At 65.1% G+C, this 20,459-nt stretch carries 22 protein-coding genes; 14 read left to right on the top strand and 8 right to left on the bottom strand.

Features of this window, described 5'->3' with window-relative positions; translation table 11 throughout:
* The first annotated feature begins 29 nt into the window (after positions 1 to 29).
* The 6 genes from rpsA (at position 30) to cysM (ending at position 5,670) form a co-directional block, all read left to right on the top strand.
* Positions 30 to 1,736, top strand: a complete 1,707-nt coding sequence (rpsA, locus tag VIM12_RS09925; protein WP_331941461.1) for a 30S ribosomal protein S1 — start codon at positions 30 to 32, stop codon at positions 1,734 to 1,736.
* 15 nt (positions 1,737 to 1,751) lie between these two features.
* Positions 1,752 to 2,057: an integration host factor subunit beta gene (locus VIM12_RS09920; RefSeq protein ID WP_331941460.1), complete on the top strand. Its 306-nt coding sequence runs from the start codon at positions 1,752 to 1,754 to the stop codon at positions 2,055 to 2,057.
* A gap of 156 nt (positions 2,058 to 2,213) precedes the next feature.
* Entirely contained in the window at positions 2,214 to 2,528 is a 315-nt protein-coding gene (locus VIM12_RS09915; protein WP_331941459.1) for a LapA family protein, read from the top strand.
* A gap of 21 nt (positions 2,529 to 2,549) precedes the next feature.
* Positions 2,550 to 3,725 carry a lipopolysaccharide assembly protein LapB gene (lapB, locus tag VIM12_RS09910; RefSeq protein WP_331941458.1) on the top strand — a complete coding sequence of 392 codons (1,176 nt, stop codon included), beginning with the start codon at positions 2,550 to 2,552 and terminating at the stop codon, positions 3,723 to 3,725.
* 33 nt (positions 3,726 to 3,758) lie between these two features.
* Positions 3,759 to 4,688, top strand: a complete 930-nt coding sequence (gene rfaE1, locus VIM12_RS09905; RefSeq protein ID WP_331941457.1) for a D-glycero-beta-D-manno-heptose-7-phosphate kinase — start codon at positions 3,759 to 3,761, stop codon at positions 4,686 to 4,688.
* A gap of 79 nt (positions 4,689 to 4,767) precedes the next feature.
* Complete coding sequence (gene cysM, locus VIM12_RS09900; protein ID WP_331941456.1) at positions 4,768 to 5,670, top strand: cysteine synthase CysM; 903 nt, start codon at positions 4,768 to 4,770, stop codon at positions 5,668 to 5,670.
* 23 nt (positions 5,671 to 5,693) lie between these two features.
* Here the strand turns inward: cysM and VIM12_RS09895 are convergent, their stop codons facing one another.
* Positions 5,694 to 6,038 (bottom strand): hypothetical protein, encoded by a 345-nt coding sequence (locus tag VIM12_RS09895; RefSeq protein ID WP_331941455.1) that lies wholly within the window; start codon positions 6,036 to 6,038, stop codon positions 5,694 to 5,696.
* Positions 6,039 to 6,330: 292 nt separating this feature from the next.
* Positions 6,331 to 6,942, bottom strand: coding sequence for a DUF1415 domain-containing protein (locus VIM12_RS09890; protein WP_331941454.1), 612 nt, complete (start codon positions 6,940 to 6,942; stop codon positions 6,331 to 6,333).
* A gap of 89 nt (positions 6,943 to 7,031) precedes the next feature.
* On the opposite strand from VIM12_RS09890, the gene VIM12_RS09885 reads away from it, so the two are divergent.
* A complete protein-coding gene (locus tag VIM12_RS09885; protein ID WP_331941453.1) occupies positions 7,032 to 7,580 on the top strand; it encodes a YaeQ family protein in 549 nt (182 codons plus the stop codon).
* Here the strand turns inward: VIM12_RS09885 and VIM12_RS09880 are convergent.
* On the bottom strand, positions 7,569 to 8,300 hold the full coding sequence (locus VIM12_RS09880; protein ID WP_331941452.1) for a helix-turn-helix transcriptional regulator: 732 nt from the start codon (positions 8,298 to 8,300) through the stop codon (positions 7,569 to 7,571). The two genes, VIM12_RS09885 and VIM12_RS09880, sit on opposite strands and share 12 nt — an antisense overlap.
* Positions 8,301 to 8,415: 115 nt before the next feature.
* Here VIM12_RS09880 and VIM12_RS09875 point away from each other — a divergent pair, with 115 nt between their 5' ends.
* The 7 genes from VIM12_RS09875 (at position 8,416) to VIM12_RS09845 (ending at position 14,298) form a co-directional block, all read left to right on the top strand.
* Positions 8,416 to 10,395: an MFS transporter gene (locus VIM12_RS09875; RefSeq protein WP_414691773.1), complete on the top strand. Its 1,980-nt coding sequence runs from the start codon at positions 8,416 to 8,418 to the stop codon at positions 10,393 to 10,395.
* Positions 10,396 to 10,509: 114 nt separating this feature from the next.
* A complete protein-coding gene (locus VIM12_RS09870; protein ID WP_331941451.1) occupies positions 10,510 to 10,956 on the top strand; it encodes a YiaA/YiaB family inner membrane protein in 447 nt (148 codons plus the stop codon).
* 35 nt (positions 10,957 to 10,991) lie between these two features.
* Entirely contained in the window at positions 10,992 to 11,465 is a 474-nt protein-coding gene (locus tag VIM12_RS09865) for a hypothetical protein (RefSeq protein WP_331941564.1), read from the top strand.
* A 6-nt stretch (positions 11,466 to 11,471) separates the two neighbouring features.
* Positions 11,472 to 12,284, top strand: a complete 813-nt coding sequence (locus VIM12_RS09860; protein ID WP_331941450.1) for a DUF2145 domain-containing protein — start codon at positions 11,472 to 11,474, stop codon at positions 12,282 to 12,284.
* An 86-nt stretch (positions 12,285 to 12,370) separates the two neighbouring features.
* Positions 12,371 to 13,054 (top strand): cation transporter, encoded by a 684-nt coding sequence (locus VIM12_RS09855; RefSeq protein WP_331941449.1) that lies wholly within the window; start codon positions 12,371 to 12,373, stop codon positions 13,052 to 13,054.
* Positions 13,051 to 13,392, top strand: a complete 342-nt coding sequence (locus tag VIM12_RS09850; RefSeq protein ID WP_331941448.1) for a DUF3703 domain-containing protein — start codon at positions 13,051 to 13,053, stop codon at positions 13,390 to 13,392. The genes VIM12_RS09855 and VIM12_RS09850 overlap by 4 nt, the downstream gene beginning before the upstream one ends.
* A 186-nt stretch (positions 13,393 to 13,578) precedes the next feature.
* Positions 13,579 to 14,298: a CBS domain-containing protein gene (locus tag VIM12_RS09845; protein ID WP_331941447.1), complete on the top strand. Its 720-nt coding sequence runs from the start codon at positions 13,579 to 13,581 to the stop codon at positions 14,296 to 14,298.
* A gap of 185 nt (positions 14,299 to 14,483) precedes the next feature.
* Here VIM12_RS09845 and VIM12_RS09840 read toward each other — a convergent pair whose 3' ends face one another.
* The 5 genes from VIM12_RS09840 to VIM12_RS09820 form a co-directional block, all read right to left on the bottom strand.
* The gene (locus VIM12_RS09840; protein ID WP_331941446.1) at positions 14,484 to 15,035 is read right to left on the bottom strand and encodes a cupredoxin family protein; all 552 of its coding nucleotides are present in this window, start codon (positions 15,033 to 15,035) and stop codon (positions 14,484 to 14,486) included.
* A gap of 235 nt (positions 15,036 to 15,270) precedes the next feature.
* A complete protein-coding gene (gene mltB, locus VIM12_RS09835; protein ID WP_331941445.1) occupies positions 15,271 to 16,368 on the bottom strand; it encodes a lytic murein transglycosylase B in 1,098 nt (365 codons plus the stop codon).
* Positions 16,365 to 18,398, bottom strand: a complete 2,034-nt coding sequence (locus tag VIM12_RS09830; RefSeq protein WP_331941444.1) for a DUF3488 and transglutaminase-like domain-containing protein — start codon at positions 18,396 to 18,398, stop codon at positions 16,365 to 16,367. Before VIM12_RS09830 ends, mltB begins: the two co-directional genes overlap by 4 nt.
* Entirely contained in the window at positions 18,395 to 19,408 is a 1,014-nt protein-coding gene (locus tag VIM12_RS09825; protein ID WP_331941443.1) for a DUF58 domain-containing protein, read from the bottom strand. The genes VIM12_RS09830 and VIM12_RS09825 overlap by 4 nt, the downstream gene beginning before the upstream one ends.
* Complete coding sequence (locus VIM12_RS09820) at positions 19,405 to 20,325, bottom strand: MoxR family ATPase (RefSeq protein WP_331941441.1); 921 nt, start codon at positions 20,323 to 20,325, stop codon at positions 19,405 to 19,407. The genes VIM12_RS09825 and VIM12_RS09820 overlap by 4 nt, the downstream gene beginning before the upstream one ends.
* Positions 20,326 to 20,459: the final 134 nt, after the last annotated feature.

The raw sequence follows: 20,459 nt of genomic DNA, 5'->3' as shown, positions 1-20,459 counted from the left end.
GTCTTTGCTGGCCAAACCTTCTCTTACTTATGTCTATTGCGCAACAACAATCAACCGGAATGGAAAGCTTTGCAGCCCTGTTCGAGGAGTCGCTCTCCCGCCAGGACATGCGTTCCGGTGAAGTGATTTCGGCTGAAGTCGTCCGTGTCGACTACAACTTTGTCGTCGTGAACGCCGGCCTGAAGTCCGAAGCATTCATCCCCATCGAAGAATTCAAGAACGACAACGGTGAAGTCGAAGTCCAGGTTGGCGACTTCGTCTCCGTTGCGATCGAGTCGCTGGAAAACGGTTTTGGCGACACCATCCTGTCGCGCGACAAGGCCAAGCGTCTCGCATCCTGGCTCTCGCTGGAAAAGGCGATGGAGTCGGGCGAGCTGGTTACCGGCACCGTCAACGGCAAGGTCAAGGGCGGCCTGACCGTTCTTACCAACGGCATCCGCGCGTTCCTGCCAGGTTCGCTGGTCGACACCCGTCCGGTCAAGGACACCACCCCGTACGAAGGCAAGACCCTGGAATTCAAGGTCATCAAGCTCGACCGCAAGCGTAACAACGTCGTGCTGTCGCGTCGCGCCGTCATCGAGGCATCGATGGGCGAAGAGCGTGCGAAGCTGATGGAAACCCTGAAGGAAGGCACCATCGTCACCGGTATCGTCAAGAACATCACCGATTACGGTGCGTTCGTCGACCTCGGTGGCATCGACGGCCTGCTGCACATCACCGACCTCGCATGGCGTCGTGTGCGTCACCCGTCCGAAGTGCTGTCCGTCGGTCAGGAGATCACCGCCAAGGTCCTCAAGTACGATCAGGAAAAGAACCGCGTCTCGCTCGGCGTCAAGCAGCTCGGCGACGATCCGTGGACCGGCCTGTCCCGTCGCTACCCGCAAGGCACCCGCCTGTTCGGCAAGGTCACCAACCTGACCGACTACGGCGCATTCGTGGAAGTCGAGCAGGGTATCGAAGGCCTGGTGCACGTGTCCGAGATGGACTGGACCAACAAGAACGTGGCCCCGAACAAGGTTGTTCAGCTGGGCGACGAAGTCGAAGTCATGGTCCTGGAAATCGACGAAGAGCGTCGTCGTATCTCCCTCGGCATGAAGCAGTGCAAGCCGAATCCGTGGGAAGACTTCGCAATGAACCACAAGAAGGGCGACAAGGTTCGCGGCGCGATCAAGTCGATCACCGACTTCGGCGTATTCATCGGCCTGTCCGGCAATATCGACGGCCTGGTGCACCTGTCCGACCTGTCCTGGACCGAAGCCGGCGAAGAAGCCGTCCGCAAGTTCAAGAAGGGCGACGAACTGGAAGCCGTCGTGCTGGCGATCGACGTCGAGCGCGAGCGTGTATCGCTGGGCGTCAAGCAGCTCGAAGGCGACCCGTTCAACAACTTCGTTGCGATGAACGACAAGGGTGCGATTGTCACCGGCACCGTCAAGTCGGTCGAGCCGAAGGGCGGCGTGATCCAGCTGTCCGATGAAGTCGAAGGCTACCTGCGTGCATCCGAACTCTCCCGCGACCGCGTGGAAGATGCCGGTACCCACCTGAAGGTCGGCGACAAGGTCGAGGCAATGATCATCAACATCGACCGCAAGTCGCGCAGCATCCAGCTGTCGATCAAGGCGAAGGACAATGCCGACACCCAGGAAGCAATGCAGAAGATGTCGTCCGACTCCAGCGCAGCATCCGGCACCACCAGCCTGGGCGCACTGCTGAAGGCCAAGCTCGACAACAAGCAATAAGGGTCGGCACCGTAAATGACCAAGTCGGAGCTGATTGCCCGTCTCGCCGAGCGTTATCCGCAACTGGTAGCAAAGGATGCGGATTTCGCCGTCAAGACGATCCTCGATGCAATGGCGGATGCCCTGTCCAACGGCCAGCGCATCGAGATCCGCGGCTTCGGCAGTTTTGCGCTGAACAGCCGCCCGCCGCGCATCGGCCGTAATCCAAAGTCCGGCGACAAGGTGATGGTTCCCGAAAAACGGGTGCCGCACTTCAAGCCTGGCAAGGAGCTGCGGGAGCGGGTCGACGCCACGGTCGGACAACCGATCAAGGAAGACTAGCTTGTTTGCGGGAACAAAAACGGCATCCTCGGATGCCGTTTTTTTTTGCCCGATCGGAAGCTGTTTCTTTTCACGTACAATTTCGTTTTGTGCATCAGGCCGCCTTCGCCGGCGGCGCCGGCAATCGATGAGAACAACGAGCAAGGGAGCGGCGCAATGAAAATCGTCTTGCGGATAGCCGCGATCATCCTCTTCATCCTCTTTTTTGGATTTGCGCTAAAGAATACCCAGGTAGTTGCGCTACGCTACTTCTTCGACTACGAGATGCGCGGGCCCCTCGTGCTGCTGCTGCTGGGTTTCTTCTGCGGGGGTGCGGCGCTGGGCATACTTGCCATGTTGCCGACGCTGCTGCGCCACCGGCGCGAGCTCGCCAGGCAGCAGAAGCAGATTGCCGGCCTCGAACGGGACAGGGCAGCGCAGATGCAGGCCAGGGTACAGCCCCCGCAGCCGGACAGCGTCACCAACAAATAACATCGTCGACAATCAAACCGCATGGAATTCGAAACCTGGTGGCTGCTTGCCATTCCCGTCTTTTTCGGCCTGGGCTGGGTGGCGGCGCGCGTGGACATCAAGCAATTGGTGTCCGAGTCGCGCAGCCTGCCGCGCGGGTACTTCCGCGGCCTCAATTTCCTGCTCAACGAGCAGCCGGACAAGGCGATCGATGCCTTCATCGAGATCGTCACCCTCGATCCCGAGACCATCGAGCTGCATTTCGCGCTGGGCAACCTGTTCCGCAGGCGCGGCGAGATCGAGCGGGCCGTACGGGTCCACCAGAATCTGCTCGCCCGGCCCGACCTGCCGGATGAATACAAGCTGCAATCGCGCTATGAGCTTGGCCAGGACTACCTGAAGGCCGGGCTGCTGGACCGGGCGGAGGAGACCTTCAACCTGTTGGTCGACACCCAGTACGGTGCCCAGGCCCGGCGCGCGCTGCTGGAGATCTACCAACGCGAGAAGGAATGGATGCGTGCGATCGAGGCGGCGCGGGGCCTGCAGGAATCCGGTGCAGGCGCACGGCAGAAGGAGATTGCGCAGTTCTATTGCGAGCTGGCCCAGGACGAGCTGGTTCACACCCATCCCGACGCCGCACTTGCGCTGCTCGAGAAAGCGCTGGCGACGGACCGCAGCAACGTTCGCGCGGCAATGCTGATCGGCGATGCCTGCCTGGCAAAGGGCGACACCGAGGCGGCCCTGATGGCCTGGCGCAAGGTGGAGCAACAGAGCGTCCCGCATGCTGCGCTGGTGGCGCAGCGGCTGATGGACGGCTACCGGTCGGTCGGCCGACCGCAGGAGGGCGTGAACCTGCTGAAGAACTACCTCGCGGAGGCGCCGTCGATCGACCTGCTGGAAGTGGTCTTCAAGGCCGTGCTCGAACTCGATGGCGTGGAGGCGGCGAACCAACTGGTGAGCGATGAACTGCGCCGCACGCCGACGCTGCTCGGGCTCGACAAGCTGCTGGAGGCGCGCATGATGGAGGCGCCGCCGGAAATGCGGCGGGAGCTGTCGATGGTGCAGAACCTGGTGCACGGCTATGCGCAGAAGCTTGCACGGTACCAGTGTAGCCAGTGCGGCTTCAAGGCGCGCCAGTTCTACTGGCAATGCCCCGGCTGCAGCCAGTGGGAAAGCTATCCCCCGCGCCGCACCGAAGAACTGAACGTAATGAACTGATGCCGCCGCGGCGGCGGCAACGACCGGAACGACATGACAACCATAAATCTGCCGCAACATGCCCCGCGCCTGCTGATCGCTGGCGACGTGATGCTGGATCGTTACTGGTTCGGTGAGGTCAACCGGATATCGCCCGAGGCGCCCGTCCCGGTGGTGCGCGTGGAGCGGCGGGAGGAACGGCTGGGCGGCGCGGCGAACGTCGCCCGCAATGCGGTCGCGCTCGGCGCCGAAGTCGGACTGCTCGGCGTGGTGGGCCAGGACGAGGCGGGCGACGCGCTGCAGCGTCTGCTCGACGCGCTGCGCATCGGCAGCTGCCTGAACCGCGACCCGTCCATCTCCACCATCGTCAAGCTGCGCGTGATCGGCCGGCAGCAGCAATTGCTGCGCGTCGACTTCGAGGAGCCGCCCACCGACCTCGTGCTGCGCGACAAGCTGACGCAGTACAACGCCATGCTGCCGGACTACGACCTGATTGTGCTGTCCGACTACGCGAAGGGCAGCCTCGTCAACGTCGCGCAGATGGTAGAGGCGGCCCGTGCCCTCGGCAAACCGGTGCTGGTTGATCCGAAGGGCGATGACTTCAGCCGCTACAAGGGCGCCAGCATACTGACGCCGAACAAGTCTGAGCTGCGCCAGGCCGTGGGCGGCTGGAAGGACGAGGCCCAGCTCACCCGCAAGGCCCAGGCACTGCGCGCCGAACTCGGGCTGGAGGCCCTGCTGCTGACGCGGTCGGAGGAGGGCATGTCGCTTTATACCGCGGGCGACGTGCTGCATTTTCCGACGCTTGCGCGCGAGGTGTTCGATGTCTCCGGCGCCGGCGATACCGTGATCGCGACGCTGGCAGTCATGCTCGGCGCCGGCATGCCGCTGGCGCACGCCGTCGAAACCGCCAATCGCGCGGGCGGCATCGTGGTGGGCAAGCTGGGCACGGCGACAGTCACCCGGGAAGAGCTCGCCGGCTGAGCGGCACGGCCGCCGCGGCCGAACGTGCCGGCGCGTCTGCGATTAGAATGATGTTTTTTCTGAAGCAGCCCATCGCGCCATGCCTTACCTGACTATCGAAGACACCATCGGCAACACGCCTCTCGTGCAACTGAAGCGGCTGCCGGGCGAGGACGCCGCGCGCCGCAACAACGTCATCCTTGGCAAGCTCGAAGGGAACAACCCGGCAGGTTCGGTGAAGGACCGGCCGGCGCTGTCGATGATCAAGCACGCCGAAGCGCGGGGCGAAATCAAGCCCGGCGACACGCTGATCGAGGCGACCAGCGGGAATACGGGCATTGCGCTTGCGATGGCGGCGTCCATGCGCGGCTACAAGATGGTCCTGCTGATGCCCGAGAACCTGAGCGAGGAACGGCGGCAGAGCATGGCGGCCTATGGCGCGCAGATCGTCCTGACGCCGAAGACGGGTGGGATGGAATACGCACGCGACCTGGCGGAGCAGATGCAGCGTGAGGGCAAGGGCATCATCCTCGACCAGTTCGCGAATCCTGACAATCCGCGCGCGCACTACGAGGGTACGGGTCCGGAGATCTGGCGGGACACCGAGGGTCGCGTGACCCATTTCGTCAGCGCGATGGGGACCACCGGCACCATCATGGGCGTATCGCGGTTCCTGCGTGAGAAGAACCCCGAGGTGCGCATCATCGGCGCCCAGCCGGAGGAAGGCTCGCAGATTCCGGGCATCCGGAAATGGCCCGAAGCCTATCTGCCGAGAATTTATGACAAGGGAGCGGTTGACCAGCTCGAGTACGTGAGCCAGGCGGCGGCCGAGCACATGGCGCGCAGGATGGCGGTGGAAGAGGGGATTTTCTGCGGCATTTCTGCCGCCGGGGCTTGCGAGGTGGCGCTGCGCATTTCGAGGACCGTCGAGAACGCCACCATCGTTTTCATCGTGTGCGACCGGGGCGATCGCTACCTGTCGACCGGTGTCTTTCCCGCCTGAGGCGGGGAAGACGCTGACCAGTATTACTCCATGTCCATGCCGCCGGCGCCGGCAGGGGCGTCCTTGGGCTTGAACTGCTTGTCGCTGATGCGGAACTTGTCGCGGCGGTCGCCCATGAGGATGCGGAGTTCCTTGATGCTCAGGTCACTGACTTCATGCATGCGGATCAGCAGCGACGCCCCGACCGGCAGGCGGCGATGGCGGATCTTGCTGATGACCGGTGGCGCGACTTCGAGCGCGCGAGACAGTGCCGCATCGTTCTTCAGGTTGAGCTTTTCGATCAGCGCGTCGAGCAGGTTGTTCGGATCGTAGTTGACCTGGTCGGCAAGGCGGGTGCTGCTGCGTGGGGTAGTCTCGTTTTGGTCCATGATGTCGGGGTTGCCTGAAAGAGTAGTCAGAGTCTTAATAATTCCATATTGCAAGTATGTTGTACAGCTTAAACTATTTCAAGACCGCTCACGTTTCAATAATGTAACGTGGTGTGTCTGCTTGACAATAGTAAATAGCACAACTGCAATATAGTTAAAAAATTCCAACTAGGCAATATTTTTCTTGCCTTCGCGCGGACACGCTTGCATCGGTCGTACCGAACGACGTCCACGCGATTCTAGTCCCCCGTTCCGGTCCAGTTTTGACCCCCCGCAACCGGATCCGGATGCTTCAGTCTTCGCCCCGTTCCTTGTCCGCCGCAGGCTTCACCCCAAGCGCGTGCCAGCCCTTCAGGCCCAGCCGCGCCATCGTCGCCATGTTGCGGCCGTAGATTTCCTCCGCGTCCGGAAAAGCTTCCACGGCCCGGTCGATGCTGTCTTCGCGCAGCAGGTGCAGGATCGGATAAGGGGAGCGGTTGGTGTAGTTGGTGATGTCGTCAGGGCCAGCGTCGGCGAACTGGTAGTCCGGGTGGAAGCTGGCCACCTGGATGATGCCGGCCAGATCGTGCTCTTCCACGACCGCATCGGCCTCGTCGAGGAAGTCGTTGTACTCGAGGAAGTCCTGCAGCACCCAGGGATGAATCAGCAGGGTGGTGTCGACCTCCTGCGCCGGCGTGTCCCGCAGACGCCGCAACTCTGCCGCCAGGTCGCGCCGCAGCTCGGCGGCGTCCCGGGCGTCGCTCACCACGAAGCGCACCTGCTGCCTGACGTGCACCGCCTTTGCGAACGGGCACAGGTTGAGGCCGATGACGGCCGCTTCCAGCCAGTGCCGGGTGGCGGCGATGGCATCCGCGGGCGGGGGACGGCACGCGCCGGTATCGTTGCTGTCGGTGAGGATGGCCATGGTCTGCCTGCAGGGAAAAGCGGGATTATCGCCCCGTTCGCCGCGCTTTGCTGTACATTTGCCCCTCCCGCAAATCCGTACAGACCTCGATGGCACTGAAAGCGACTATCTTCAAGGCAGACCTGCAGGTCGCCGACATGGACCGCCACTACTACGGCGATCACACGTTGACCATCGCGCGGCATCCGTCCGAGACCGACGAGCGGATGATGGTGCGCCTGCTGTGCTTCGCGCTGCATGCGCACGAAGCCCTCGGGTTCGGCAAGGGACTGAGCGCCGACGACGAACCTGACCTGTGGCAGAAGGATCTGACCGGCGCCATCTCGCTGTGGATCGATGTCGGGCAACCGGACGAAAAGCGCATACTCAAGGCATGCGGCCGCGCCGACAGGGTCGTGGTCTACAGCTATGGCAGCGCCAGCCATGTCTGGTGGAGCCAGGCCGGAACCCGGCTCGAGCGGGCCCGCAACCTGTCGGTGCACAACCTGCCGTCGGCATCGACGCAGGCGCTGGCGGGACTGGCGCAGCGAAGCATGCAGCTGCAATGCACGATACAGGACGGACAGGTCTGGCTGGGCGACGGCGCACAGAGCGTGCAGCTGGAACCGACCGTACTCAAGGCGCCATCAACGCCGTAACAGCGTGAAAGCGCCAAACTCCCAGGAGCGCATCGCCAGCAGCAGCGTGTAGCCTTCCCGGTGCTGCATCGGCAGCTTCTGGTCGGTCTGGTGCTGCTGCGCAAAGTCCTGCGCGACCCGCTGCAGCCGCTCGACGAAGGCCGGCGCGAGGCTCTTGCCGATAGAGCCGTGCACCAGTACCAGCGCCTCGTCGTCCCGGTCGAATCCGCCTGAAAAATAATCCTGCAACGCGTTCTCGCGGAAGAAGTTCATCACCGGGCCATGCGGGCGCCAGTTGAAGGTCTTGGCCAGCTTGAGCCGGTAGCGATTCAGGGGCCGCAGCTCGATGATGCCGATGCGGTCCAGCTGCGCGAGATACTTGATCGCCTCCGCTTCGTCCAGCCGGTAGCTCGTGGTGATCTGCTCGAGCGTCCACTGGCTCAACACGCAGATCGCGACCAGCAGCAGCTTCTTGTCACCCACCACGGCCTTTTCCTGCGCAAGTGTCAGCTCTGACAACAGCGGCTGCGTGTCGGCGACGCGCTGCGCCAGTTCCGCGAAGTCGATCTTGATCGCGCCGCAGATCTCGTCGATGCGCGACAGCGGCATGTCGCCCTTGGCGAACATGCGCTTGACGCTGGACTCCGCAAGTCCCAGCTTCCGGGCGAGGCCCGCATAGGTGATGCGCGCCGCCTTCAGTTCTTCCTTGAGGACGGCGATCAGGTTGGCGGTTGTCGTCATTGGTATCGTTTCCCGCTACTACAGGTAGCGCCGGCTGCCAATGGTACAGAAAATGTTTCCAGTCGGGATAACTGAAGGTATATTGCGTCCAATTCCAAGCACGCACGAGAAGAACATGAACGACTCCATGTCCGACAATGAGACCCAAGCACCCGCACGCGCAGAGGCCGGCGGCCATGACGCCAACATCCATCCGAACCAGTTCGCCCTGTTGAAGCAGCGCCGGTTTGCGCCGTTCTTCTGGACACAGTTCTCGAACGCGGCGAACGACAACCTGTTCAAGTTTGCCTTTACCGTCATGGTCACCTACCAGTTGCAGGTAAGCTGGCTGCCCCCGGCGATGGCCGGCCTGGTGATCGGGGCGCTGTTCATCCTGCCGTTCCTGCTTTTCTCGGCGACCAGTGGACAGATCACCGACAAGTTCGAGAAGACCGCGATCATCCGGCTGGTGAAAAATGTCGAGATCGCGATCATGGCGCTGGCCGCCTACGGTTTCCTGGCTGCCAACGTGCCGGTACTGCTGGCCTGCGTTTTCCTGATGGGGCTGCACTCGACGGTTTTCGGCCCGGTGAAGTTCGCCTACCTGCCGCAGGCCCTGAATGAACGCGAGCTCACCGGCGGCAACGGCATGGTGGAGATGGGCACCTTTGTCGCGATCCTGCTCGGGAACATCGCCGGCGGCTTGCTGATCGCCGTGCCGGAAATCGGTCACGTGCAGGTGGCGGTGGCGTGCGTACTGATGGCGTTCGCCGGCCGCGTCGCCGCGCAGTTCATCCCGCCGGCGCCGGCGACCGATCCGGCGCTGAAGATCAACTGGAACCCTGTCAGCGAGACCTGGCGCAACCTGCAGATGGCGCGGCAGAACCTGGTGGTGTTCCGGTCGGTGATGGGTATCAGCTGGATGTGGTTCTTCGGCGCCGTCTTCCTGAGCCAGTTCCCGAGTTTCGCCAAGGAGGTGCTGCACGGCGACGAGCAGGTGGCATCGCTGCTGCTGGTGGTGTTCTCCATCGGTATCGCAACCGGGTCGCTGCTGTGCGAGAGTCTGGGCCGCCGTCATGTCGAGATCGGCCTGGTGCCGCTCGGCGCGATCGGCATGAGCGTCTTCGGCGTCGACCTGTATTTCGCGTCGCGCAGCCTGCCGCCGTCCGAGGTGATGGGCCTGGCGCCGTTCCTTGCCGAGCCGCGGCACTGGCGCGTGATGGCCGACCTTGCCATGCTGAGCCTGTCGGCCGGCCTGTACAGCGTTCCGATGTATGCGCTGATCCAGCTTCGCTCGCAGCCGACGCACCGGGCGCGCATCATCGCCGCCAACAACATCGTCAACGCGCTGTTCATGGTTGCCAGTTCGGTGATCGTCGGCGCCTTGCTGAAGGGGGGCATGAGCATTCCCGAGGTCTTCCTGTGCGTCGCGCTCGCGAACGCGGTGGTGGCCGGCTACATCTTCATGCTGGTGCCGGAGTACCTGCTGCGTTTCATTGCCTGGGTCATGTCGCACTTCATGTATCGCTTCCGCGTGACGGGCGACGAGCATATCCCGCTGACCGGCCCGGCCGTACTGGTCTGCAACCACGTCAGCTTTGTCGATGCCATCCTGCTGAAGGCCGCCAGCCCCCGGCCGATTTATTTCGTGATGGATCACCGCATCTTCCGGATCCCGGTGCTCGGCGCGCTGTTCCGCCTCGCCAGGGCCATCCCGGTGGCGCCCCGCAGCGAAGACCCGGCGGCCTACGAGCAGGCCTTCGACGCCGCGGTGAAGGTGCTGCGCGAGGGCGACCTGCTCGCGATCTTCCCGGAGGGAGGCATCACCCGCGACGGGTCGCTGCAGCCTTTCAAGGGAGGGGTGGTGAAGATCCTGGAGCGCGCGCGCGAGGAAGGCATCGCGCCGCCCGTGATTCCGATGGCACTGACCAACCTGTGGGGATCCTTTTTCAGCCGGATCGAACAGGTCAACGGCGAGCGCGTCGCCATGGTCCGCCCGTTCCGGCGCGGCGCATTCAGCCGGGTGGGCCTGAACATCGGTGCGCCGGTAGCGGGGGCCGACGCACAGCCGGAGGCGCTTCGGCGCCATGTCGAAGAATTGCTGAAACGCAATTAAGTATCGAATTTTGATACCTTGGGGCGCGTATTCTCGGACGAGATCAGTTTTTCAATCGAATCTCTTCGCGTTCTCCTCACAATGGAAGCTCGTTAACCAACAGTGAGGAGAAACATGAGAGCAAGTATCCAGCGTGACATCCGGGCATGGCAGCTGCAGGTCTGGATTTCCTTCGGAATCGCCGCGCTGCTGTGCGCCACCGGACTCGCCTGGCTTCCCGGCCGGGATCTCGACCGGGTGTTCATGATCATGGGCTACTTCTTCTGCCTCACGAATGCCTTCGTGCTCGCAAAGCTGGTCAGGGACGGCGAGCAGGCGCGGCTGGAGGGCCGCGGTCCCGACACCCCGATGTTCAAGTACGTGGTGTGGACCGGCTTCTTCCTGGCGATGGGGCTGACCGGCTGGGGCCTCGTGCGCATGGAGATCAACGAGACCTACAAGGCATTCCTCGGGGTCGGCTGGCTGTACCTGATCAGCTCCGCATTCACGCTGGCGAAGACCCTGCGCGACAAGCACGAAGCCGACCGCGCCGAAGCGCGCGCCGCGCATGACGCGCTGTGACACTTTCCCGATTCCCGACCATGGACCGCATCATGATGAAGACGACAGTTGATTCCGTATTGAAGCCTGTGTTCGCAGTGCTGCTCGCCCTGCAGTTGCTGTTATGCGGCACTGCCCGCGCACAAACGGATGCATCGGCCCTCAGCGCGCTCTCGGCCCTGCCGCTGGCTTCTGTCGCGATGGGCGCCAGCGCTGCTTCCGGTGCGTCCGCTGCCGTGGCCACGCTGCCGGCGGCGCTGTCCGTGGCCGGCGCGGTGCTGATCGTGAAGGCAGTCGACAGCACTGCACGCGGCAGCGTCCTGGTGCTGGAACGCGTCTCGGACGGCGCACGCGCCAGCGTGGAAGTGACGGGCAAGGGAATCGCGGCGTCCACGCTTGCCGTCGGCAGCACCGTGGTGGTCAGCGTCATCGGCGCCGGCGTCGTGCTGTCGGCGGCAGGCGAGGCAATCGCCTTCCTGCCCAATGCGCTGGGCCGGGCACTGGTCCACAACGAGCGCCTGAGCCCCTGAACAGTCATGACAAGGTTCACTTTTCCAATGCGTTGCGCCGTCGCTGCCGCCTTTCTGCTGGTTGCCGCGGCGGCGCAGGCCGGCCGCTCCTGCGAACAAAAAAAGCCTGACCTGGCGACCATCGAGCGCGGCTTCATGCTGGCCGAGCGGACGATGCGCGCGCTCGATGCCAGCGGCCACAAGGTGGTGCTGCTGGCGCGGGCCGGACAGGATCTCAGCCGTTATGGCCTGACGTATTCCCATCTCGGTTTCGCCTACCGCCAGCCGGACGGCGAGGGCGGGCACGTGTGGCGGGTGCTGCACAAGCTCAACCACTGCGGCACCGCGGAGGCGGCAATCTACCGGCAGGGACTGGCCGAGTTCTTTCTCGACGACCTGTGGCGCTACCAGGCAGCATGGTCGGCACCGACGGCGGAAGTGCAGGAACACCTGCTGGCCGTGCTGCTGGACCTGCGACGTGCGCTCGCCATGCATCACAAGCCCTACAGCATCGTCAGCTACGCCTGGGGACGGAAGTACCAGCAATCCAACCAGTGGGTAGCGGAAACCCTGGCGTCGGCAATGATCGCCGACGGCGCCTCGCGCGGCCATGCGCAGGCCTGGCTGTCGCTGCGCGACTACCGGCCGGCCGTGCTGACGATAGGCCCGCTGACGCGCCTCGGCGCACGGGTCGGCGCCGCCAACGTTGCCTTCGACGACCATCCGGATGCAAAGCGGTTCTCCGACAGGATCGAGACCGTGACGGTCGAGTCGGTGTTTTCCTGGCTGGAGAAGTCGGGCATCGGTACCCGGCCGGCGGTGCTGGGATTGGACCGGTAAGCGGGGCAACCACCCTCTTTCAAAAGTGCTTGACCCTGTAGCGGCTACAGGGAATGTAATCACGGGCATTGATGAAGGAGAACGACATGGCACACAACTGTTCCGGTGGATGCGCTGACGGCAAGCCTCCGGTCGATCCCGGCTACCGCCGCATCCTCTGGCTCGCCCTCGCGGTCAATGCGGGCATGTTCGGCGTCGAATTGTTCAGCGGCTGGATATCCGGCTCGGTCGCGCTGCTGGCCGATGCGGTGGATTTTTTTGGCGATGCCGCCAACTACGCGGTCTCGCTGTTCGTGCTCGGCATGGCGCCGGTTTGGCGCTCGCGCACCGCGCTCGCCAAGGGGCTGACGATGGGGGGCTACGGCATCTTCGTGCTGGTCGCGGCGGGCCTGAGTCTGTTGTCCGGGAAAGTGCCTGCACCGGCGACGATGGGAGCGGTCGGCCTTGCCGCGCTGGCAGCGAACCTGCTGGTGGCGGTGCTGCTGTACAGCCGCCGCAACGGCGATGCGAACATGCGGTCGGTGTGGTTGTGCACCCGCAACGATGCGATCGGCAACGTTGCCGTCATGCTGGCCGCACTCGGGGTGTTCGGCACCGGCAGAGGCTGGCCGGATGTCGCCGTGGCCGCCGTCATGGGGGTGCTCGGGCTGTCTGCGGCATACAGCGTCGTAACGCAGGCGCGCCAGGAATTGCAGACCGGCCCGGTCGCGGCGAAGCAGGCCGGGCGTGCCGGCCACGCCGGCATCGGCGTGAAAAGGGGCGGGAAATGAAACCGGCACTGCGGCGGGCATATGCGGCGGAAATGGCTGCCGCGGCACGACGTTTTGAACGGGGCCAGCTCGACCTCGCCATGCGCCACCTGGAACTGGCACACGTGCTGGGCCAGCGACATGTACTGCCGCATGTCATAACGCACTGGTGGATGTTACGGATCGGTCTGCGCCGGCGTGTGCTCGGCGAGGTGACAGGGCAGGGCCTGCGCATTGTGCTCGGCGCCCTCGGATCGGCGGCCGGCATTGTCCCGACGGGAAATACCGGAGGAACCGATGTCGGCATGTTCCGCCGCATGCCGGTCGATGCCGAGATCCGGCGGCTGATCGACTCCTGAGCTTGAAAACCGTGCGGGCCAAGGACCGGACGCACGCCGGCCCGCGGCACGGGGCAGCAGACATTTCGCTTCGCCATGCCCCGCCGCCGCGGAACCACGCTTGCGCTTTTCATATCACACGGCCTGTCCGGCTTTCGCCTCGCGGCAGGGGCCGGTTGTCAAAGGCATGTACTTGAGGAGTCAGCGATGCAAATGGTATCCGAAGTAATGACACGCAATGTCCGCGTTGTATCACCGCAGGAGAGCGTGCAGCGGGCCGCGCAGATGATGGAGGAGCTGGATGTCGGGGTGCTTCCGGTCTGCGACGGCGAGAGGCTGGTCGGCATGGTCACCGATCGCGACATCACCATACGGTCGACCGCGGCGGGCAAGGCGCCGCAGTCGGCGCACGTGGACGAGGTGATGAGCACGGATGTGCGCTGGTGTTTCGAGGATCAGCCGCTCGACGACGTGATGATACAGATGGCCGACAGCCAGATCCGTCGTATCCCTGTCGTTTCGCATGACGAGCAGCGCAGGCTGGTCGGTATCGTCGCGCTTGGCGACGTCGCGACGGCGCCGCTGGACGGCGCGCAGAAGAATGAAGTCGAAGACGTCGTCGAGATGGTGTCCACGCCCAACACCGTGCGTACTTCCGGCACCACGCCGCCTGCAGGACAGCAGTTCGAAGGCGGGGCGGGCGGCGCGTCCGCCGGTAGCGGCAGCGCGGGGATGGCCGGGCTCGATATCCCGCGCGCGGGTGAAAGCGGGATCGGTGCAGCCGGCGCGTCGGGCGATCCGGCCACGTCGGACAGCCGGGGCACTGCCGCGACCGGCGGAACGCCAGGGCAGACCGGCGATACCCGCCGCAATTTCGGTGTCGGCGGGCAGGACCTCAACGGGGATGGCACGCTACCGCCGGCTTGAGGCTCGCGGGAATCGACGAACGCGGGTATCGGCGGCGCCGAGGGATGTGCGGCGCCGCACCCGCGGGAAGCGCGCATGATTGAGAGAACCTGCGACCGTGCGTCCGCAGGATGGAGAAACCGTGGTGACAGGACGCGTTGCTCTGCCGTTCGATGCCGGCAGAAGCAGCGCAGCGGTTGCCGTTTCTACCCCTTGGTCACCCTGATCCTGCCCACCATCCCGGCCTCGAAGTGCCCCGGAATCAGGCAGGCGTAGTAGTACTCGCCGGCCTTGGTGAACTGCCAGACCAGCTCCGCCTTCTTGCCTGGCGAAACATGGGCCATATACGGCGCGTCGTGCGCCATGCCGGGATGCTTCCTCATCGTCTCGCCGTGGCTTTTCAATTCTTCCATCGTGCCGAGAACCATCTCGTGCATCATCGCCCCCTGGTTGACGACCACGAAGCGAACCGTGTCCCCCTCCCTGACGGCGATGTCGGCCGGTCCGAAACGCATGCTGTCATGCATGTCGATGGTGATCGTCCGCGTTGCCTTTCGCGCTGTGCCTTGCTTGCCGAATGCGTAGGCATGCGCGGCAGCGGCTGCCGTGGGACTCGCGACCGGGTGGCCGCCGCTCCCGTGTGCGCCTGCGAGGCCCGCGACAGCGCCGAGGACAAGCGACAGCACTGATGCGGTGATTGTTCGAGTTGCCGGCTGTTTGCGCATTTCCCTTACCTTCCCATGCTTTGGATTGTTCATGCCGGAATCCCTGCCGCGGCCGGTGCCGCGGGAGTGATGCCGGCAGTGCACTGCCACACTTTTTGCAGTGTAGGCCTTCCCATGATGGCAAGGTCAAGAAGGAATTGCCTCACATGGCAAGCAGAGGCCGGGGATGACGCGCGCGCCGGATTGCTGGCATCGGCACGAAACGTCACCGAACCGGCCGGCTCCTTGCCCCTTGCGCGCGTCGCGTCCGGAAACCGTGGGGAAGGCTTCAGCGCCCCCGCGCCCGGCGCACCTCGCGCCCGAGGTCGATCACCGACATGGCGTAAAAGAAGCTGCGGTTGTACTTGGTGATGGCGAAGAAGTTGCCGGCGCCAAGCCAGTATTCGGTGGGGGCGTCGCCGTTCTGCAGGTCGACCAGTCCGAACAGGATCTCGGGAGGCGTGCCGGGATTCGACTGCACGCCGGCCGCCTGCAATTCCTCGAGCCGGTACTTTGCCTCGAGTCCCTGGCCGAGGAACATTTCCCAGGCACGGGTGCTTTCGGTCGCGGCGATCGTGGCCGGGAAGACCACCGGCTCGCCGCTCTTCCAGCCGTGTTCGACAAGAAAATTGGCGACGCTGCCGATGGCGTCGACCGGCGAATTGCGCAGGTCGATGCGGCCGTCGCCGTCGAAATCGACCGCGTATCGCCGGATGCTGCCCGGCATGAACTGCGGCCAGCCGATCGCGCCGGCGTAGGAGCCGAACAGCGAGAACGGGTCTATGCCGGCATCCCGCGCATACAGCAGCGTGTTCTCCAGCTCGCCGCGGAAGAAGTGCATCCGGGCGTCCCGGTTGGGGGTCTGCGGGTAGTCGAAGGCAAGCGTGGTGAGCGCGTCGACCACGCGGAAATTGCCGGTGTTGCGGCCGTACACCGTCTCCACGCCGATGATGCCGACGATGATCTCGGCCGGGACGCCGTATTTCTCTTCCGCCTGCGCCAGCGCCTGGGCATGCGTCTCCCAGAACTCCACGCCGGCGCGGATGCGCACCGGGTCGATGAAGCGCGCCCGGTAGGCCTTCCAGTTCTTCGGCTTGCCCGGAGGCGCGGGCTTGATCAGGCGGACGGTGGACTCGACGTAGCGCACCTGGTTGAACAGCGACTCCAGCGCCGCACGGTCGAACTGATGCTCGGCGGCCATGCGGTCGAGGAAGGCCGAGACGTCCTTCCATTGCGTGAAGTTGGCGAATTCGTTGCCGTCCTCGGCAATGGCGACCTTGCGCAGCTTGGCGGCCGCCGCCGATGCGGCCAGGGAGGACGTGGGCGCGGCCCATGCAATAAGGGCAAGGGCCAGTGCCGCGCAGGCAGGCCGTTTGCAGGAAATCATCGACATTCTGCTAACAGGGATTTGAGTTGGGACAGGTGCGGTACAGGGGATCCTGAAGTTGCAGCAGCACCATACCGCATCGCCTCGTAAACTTCCAGAAAACGCGCCAGCGCCGCCCTTTTTTCCGGCGGAAGTGGCGAATCCGCCGCAGCCAGGCGCGCCGCATACGCGCGCGGCCCTTCGTAGGGAGCACGCGGGATGCCCCGGCGCGCCATCAGCGCGCAGAAGCGGACGTAGATGATCTCGAGCGGATCGCGCTTCTTCTGCCGCAGCAGCAATGGCAGCACGACTGCCGCGACGGCGGCGCTGCCCAGCACCATCATCAGCGCCAGCAGCGTGCGCCAGTCGACATTGCTGAAGCCCAGCGCGCGCACCAGGTCGAGCTGGCGCTCCGGCGTGTAGTTCAGCACCCACTGGTTCCAGCCGTTGCCGATGGCCTCCCATTGATGGCGCAGGCGCAGCCATTGCGCGGCAAACGGGTTGCGATCCGGGTCGAGCGTGATCAGGCCGCCGAATGCCTGGCGCGGGATGACGCTGGAAAGATTGCGCTGGACCCGGTCGGGCGCGACGGCGGCGGTCGGGTCGACCCGCACCCAGCCGGACTGCTCGAGCCAGACCTCGGCCCAGGCGTGCGCGTCCGACTGCCGCACGGTCATGAAACCGTCGGCCGGGTTGATCTCCCCGCCCTGGTAGCCGGTAACCACCCGAGCCGGTACGCCGAGCGCGCGCATGAGGAAGACAAAGCTGCCCGAATAGTGCTCGCAGAATCCGGCGCGGGTATCGAACAGGAATTCATCGATGACATGGCGTCCCAGCGGCGGCGGCTCCAGCGTGTACTGGAATTTTTCGGCCCGGAAGTAGCGCAGGACGTTGGCAACCTGCATCTCCGGTTGTGGATGGCGCCCGCGCAGCTCGGCGGCGAAGGCAAGCGCGCGCGGGTTGGCGCCGCCCGGCAATTGCAGCCAGCGCCGCAACTGGCGCGGGTCGACGTCGTCCTGTACCCGTGCATCCGTGTAGGAGGCCGCGTCGTAGCGCAGGCGCTCGCGCACCGGCGCGAGCGAGAGCAATTGCAGGTCGTGCGTGACGCGGGAGGAAACGCTGGGCAGGGCGGCCGGCGTCTCCAGCAGGAACAGCCAGTGGCGGTTGTGCGGTTCGAGCGTCACCTGGTAGCGCAGCGGCTTGCCGTTGGGCCGCACGGACAGCTCCGGGTCGCGCGACGACGCCGGCATTTCGCGCCAGGTGCGGCCATCGAAAGCGCCGAGCACGATGCCGCGCCAGTACAGCTGCCGCTGGGCCGGCGGCTTCTGTTCGAAGCGGACGCGAAAGGCGATCTCGTCGGACTGCGCGAGTCGCGAGATATTCCCCGGACTCATCGTGTCGGACATGCCGGTACGGCCGGAGTGCGCATCGGCGGGCAGTCCCCACAGCGGACCCTGCACGCGCGGGAACAGCAGGAACAGCACCAGCGTCAGCGGTGCCGCCAGGCCGAGAATGGTGGCGCCCAGCCGCAGCCGCTTGCGGAAAGGGGGCACCGCGCCGGTGTACTGGAAGGACACCAGGGTGGTCAGGATCAGCACGACCGCGGCGACCGTCAGCAGCGCGCTGCCGATCGACTGCGAGTAGAAGAAGCCGGCGAGGATCAGGAACAGGCTCAGGAACAGCGCCACGAACAGGTCGCGCTTCGCATGCATTTCCAGCAGCTTGAAGGTCAGCAGCAGGGTCAGCATCGCGACCCCGGCGTCCCGGCCGAACAGCGTGCGGTAGCTGCCGTAGACGCCGGCCATTGCCAGTACCGCCAGCGTGACCAGCAGCCAGCGCGAGGGCATGCGCCTGCCGCTGAAGGTAAGCCAGGCGCGCGCCGCAAGCAGCAGCGTACAGGCCGGCACGATCCAGGCCGGCAGCCGCAGCAGGTGCGGCACCAGCACCAGGGTGCAGGACGCGAGCAGCAGCAGCGTGTCCGCCTTCTCCCGCGACAGGGTGCGCATGCGCGCCAGGGGGGCGAAGACGCGGGCGGTTGCGCCGGCACTCATGCATCGATCCCGAACAGCGCCAGCGCACGGAGGCAGGCGTCGCGATGCGCGGGACCGAGCGCCGCATCGAACCGCGTGCCGGCCAGGCGGAATGCATAGGGCACGCCGCGCGCCTCGGCCTCGATCACCCAGCGCGTCATGCGCGACAGCCGCGCCTCGGTGTCGAGTCCTGCAGGCAGCAGGTCATAGTCGAGGTTGATTTCGCTGACGGCCCCGCCTTCGAAATGCTTGGTCACCAGCCCGCCCGACGCGTCCGGGTCGCTGCGCGCGATCTGCCGCCATGCGAGGCGCTTCAGCGAGTCGCCGGCCTGGTAGCCGCGCACCCCGGCGAAATCGTCGCTCCCCGCGGCACCGCGACCGTCATCCCGTCCGGCAGCCGCCTGGGGCAGCGCCGGCGCACCGTCTTCCGGACGCGGATAGACCAGCGCGCGCAGGTCGGGCTGCCAGTAGCTCCAGGCGCGCAGCAGGCCGAGCGGGAAGCGGGTCTGCAGCCGCACCCTCGGCGCCTGCAGCCATCCGCGTGCGCGCGCCGGCGTCGCCAGTACCGCGCGAGCGGTGCTGCCGGCGCCGACATCGACCGCCTGCGCCAGGTCCGGCCGGTCGTCCGCCACGAAATCGAGCCAGATCGCATAGCGGTCATGCTTGCGGCGGTTGACCAGGTGCAGCTCGAACTGCGCTTCCTCGCCGGCGAAAACCGGGCCGGCGCGCCCGGGCGCCAGGTGCAGGTGGGCCAGGTTGCGGAAGGTCAGGTGCATGTCGATCAGGCCGCAGGCGGCAAGCAGGAAGGTGAACCCGAAGCCGAGACTGAGGTTGTAGTTGATCGAGCCGACGAACAGCGTCAGCAGCATCGCGCCGAACAGCAGGCCGGGATGGCTGGGCATGATGTACACGCGGCGCTGGTCGAGGAATACTTCACCCGCTTCCGGCCCCTTGCTGCGGAACAGCCATTTGCCGGCGCGCCTGCGCAGGCTGTGCTCGATGCGGCTGTAGAGGGATAGCCGGGCGTTCACACGGGCACGGATTTCATGAGCTGCAGCACCAGGTCCCGGCTGCCGAGGGCGGAGCTGCCGGCAGCCTTCAGCGGCCGCAACCGGTGCGCGGCGACCGGCACCAGCAGCGCCTGCACGTCCTCCGGGATCACATGGTCGCGGCCTTCCAGCGCTGCCCAGGCCCGCGCCGCATGCAGCAGCGCGATGCTGGCCCGCGGGCTGAGTCCTTCGGCGAACAGTCCGCTCTGGCGCGATGCCTGCGCCAGCGCCTGGACGTAGTCGATCAGGGCCGGCGAGGCGTGTATGCCCTTGAGCGCGGCCTGCGCGGCCTGCAGCTCTTCCGGATGCATTGCGGTCGGCAGCGACTTCAGCATGCTGCGTCGGTCCTCTCCCATCAGCAGCGCGCGTTCGGCCGAGGCGTCCGGATAGCCGAGCGACAGGCACATCAGGAAACGGTCGAGCTGCGATTCGGGCAGCTGGAAGGTGCCCACCTGGTGGGCGGGGTTCTGCGTCGCGATCACGAAATAGGGTTCCGGCAGCGAACGGGTCACGCCGTCCGCAGTCACCTGGCGTTCCTCCATCACTTCCAGCAGCGCGGACTGGGTCTTCGGCGTCGCGCGGTTGATTTCGTCGGCCAGCAGCACCTGCGTGAACACCGGACCGGGATGGAACACGAACCCGCCGGTCTCGCGGTTGAACACCGAAATGCCGAGCACGTCGGCCGGCAGCATGTCGCTGGTGAACTGCAGCCGGTTGAACTTGAGGCCGAGCGAGATCGCGAGCGCATGGGCCAGCGTCGTCTTGCCAACGCCCGGCACGTCCTCGATCAGCAGGTGGCCGCCGGCGAGGATGCAGGCGAGGGACTGGCGGATCTGGAGGTCCTTGCCGACGATGACCTGGCTGACCTGTCTTGCTACGGCGTGAATTTTGGTGAACATGGATCCCCGGATGAAGCTGGTCGGCGACCGTGGCGCCGGAGGGCAATCTGCCGCCTCGTCCTGTGCGCCCGGCCTTTCTTCGTTACACTCTATGGCGCCGCCCGCACGTTCGGCGAAGCGGCATATGATTCTAT

Origin of the sequence: Noviherbaspirillum sp., assembly GCF_036563305.1 — a bacterium.
Taxonomy (GTDB): Bacteria; Pseudomonadota; Gammaproteobacteria; order Burkholderiales; family Burkholderiaceae_D; genus Noviherbaspirillum.
This window is presented reverse-complemented; position numbering and strand designations above follow the sequence as displayed.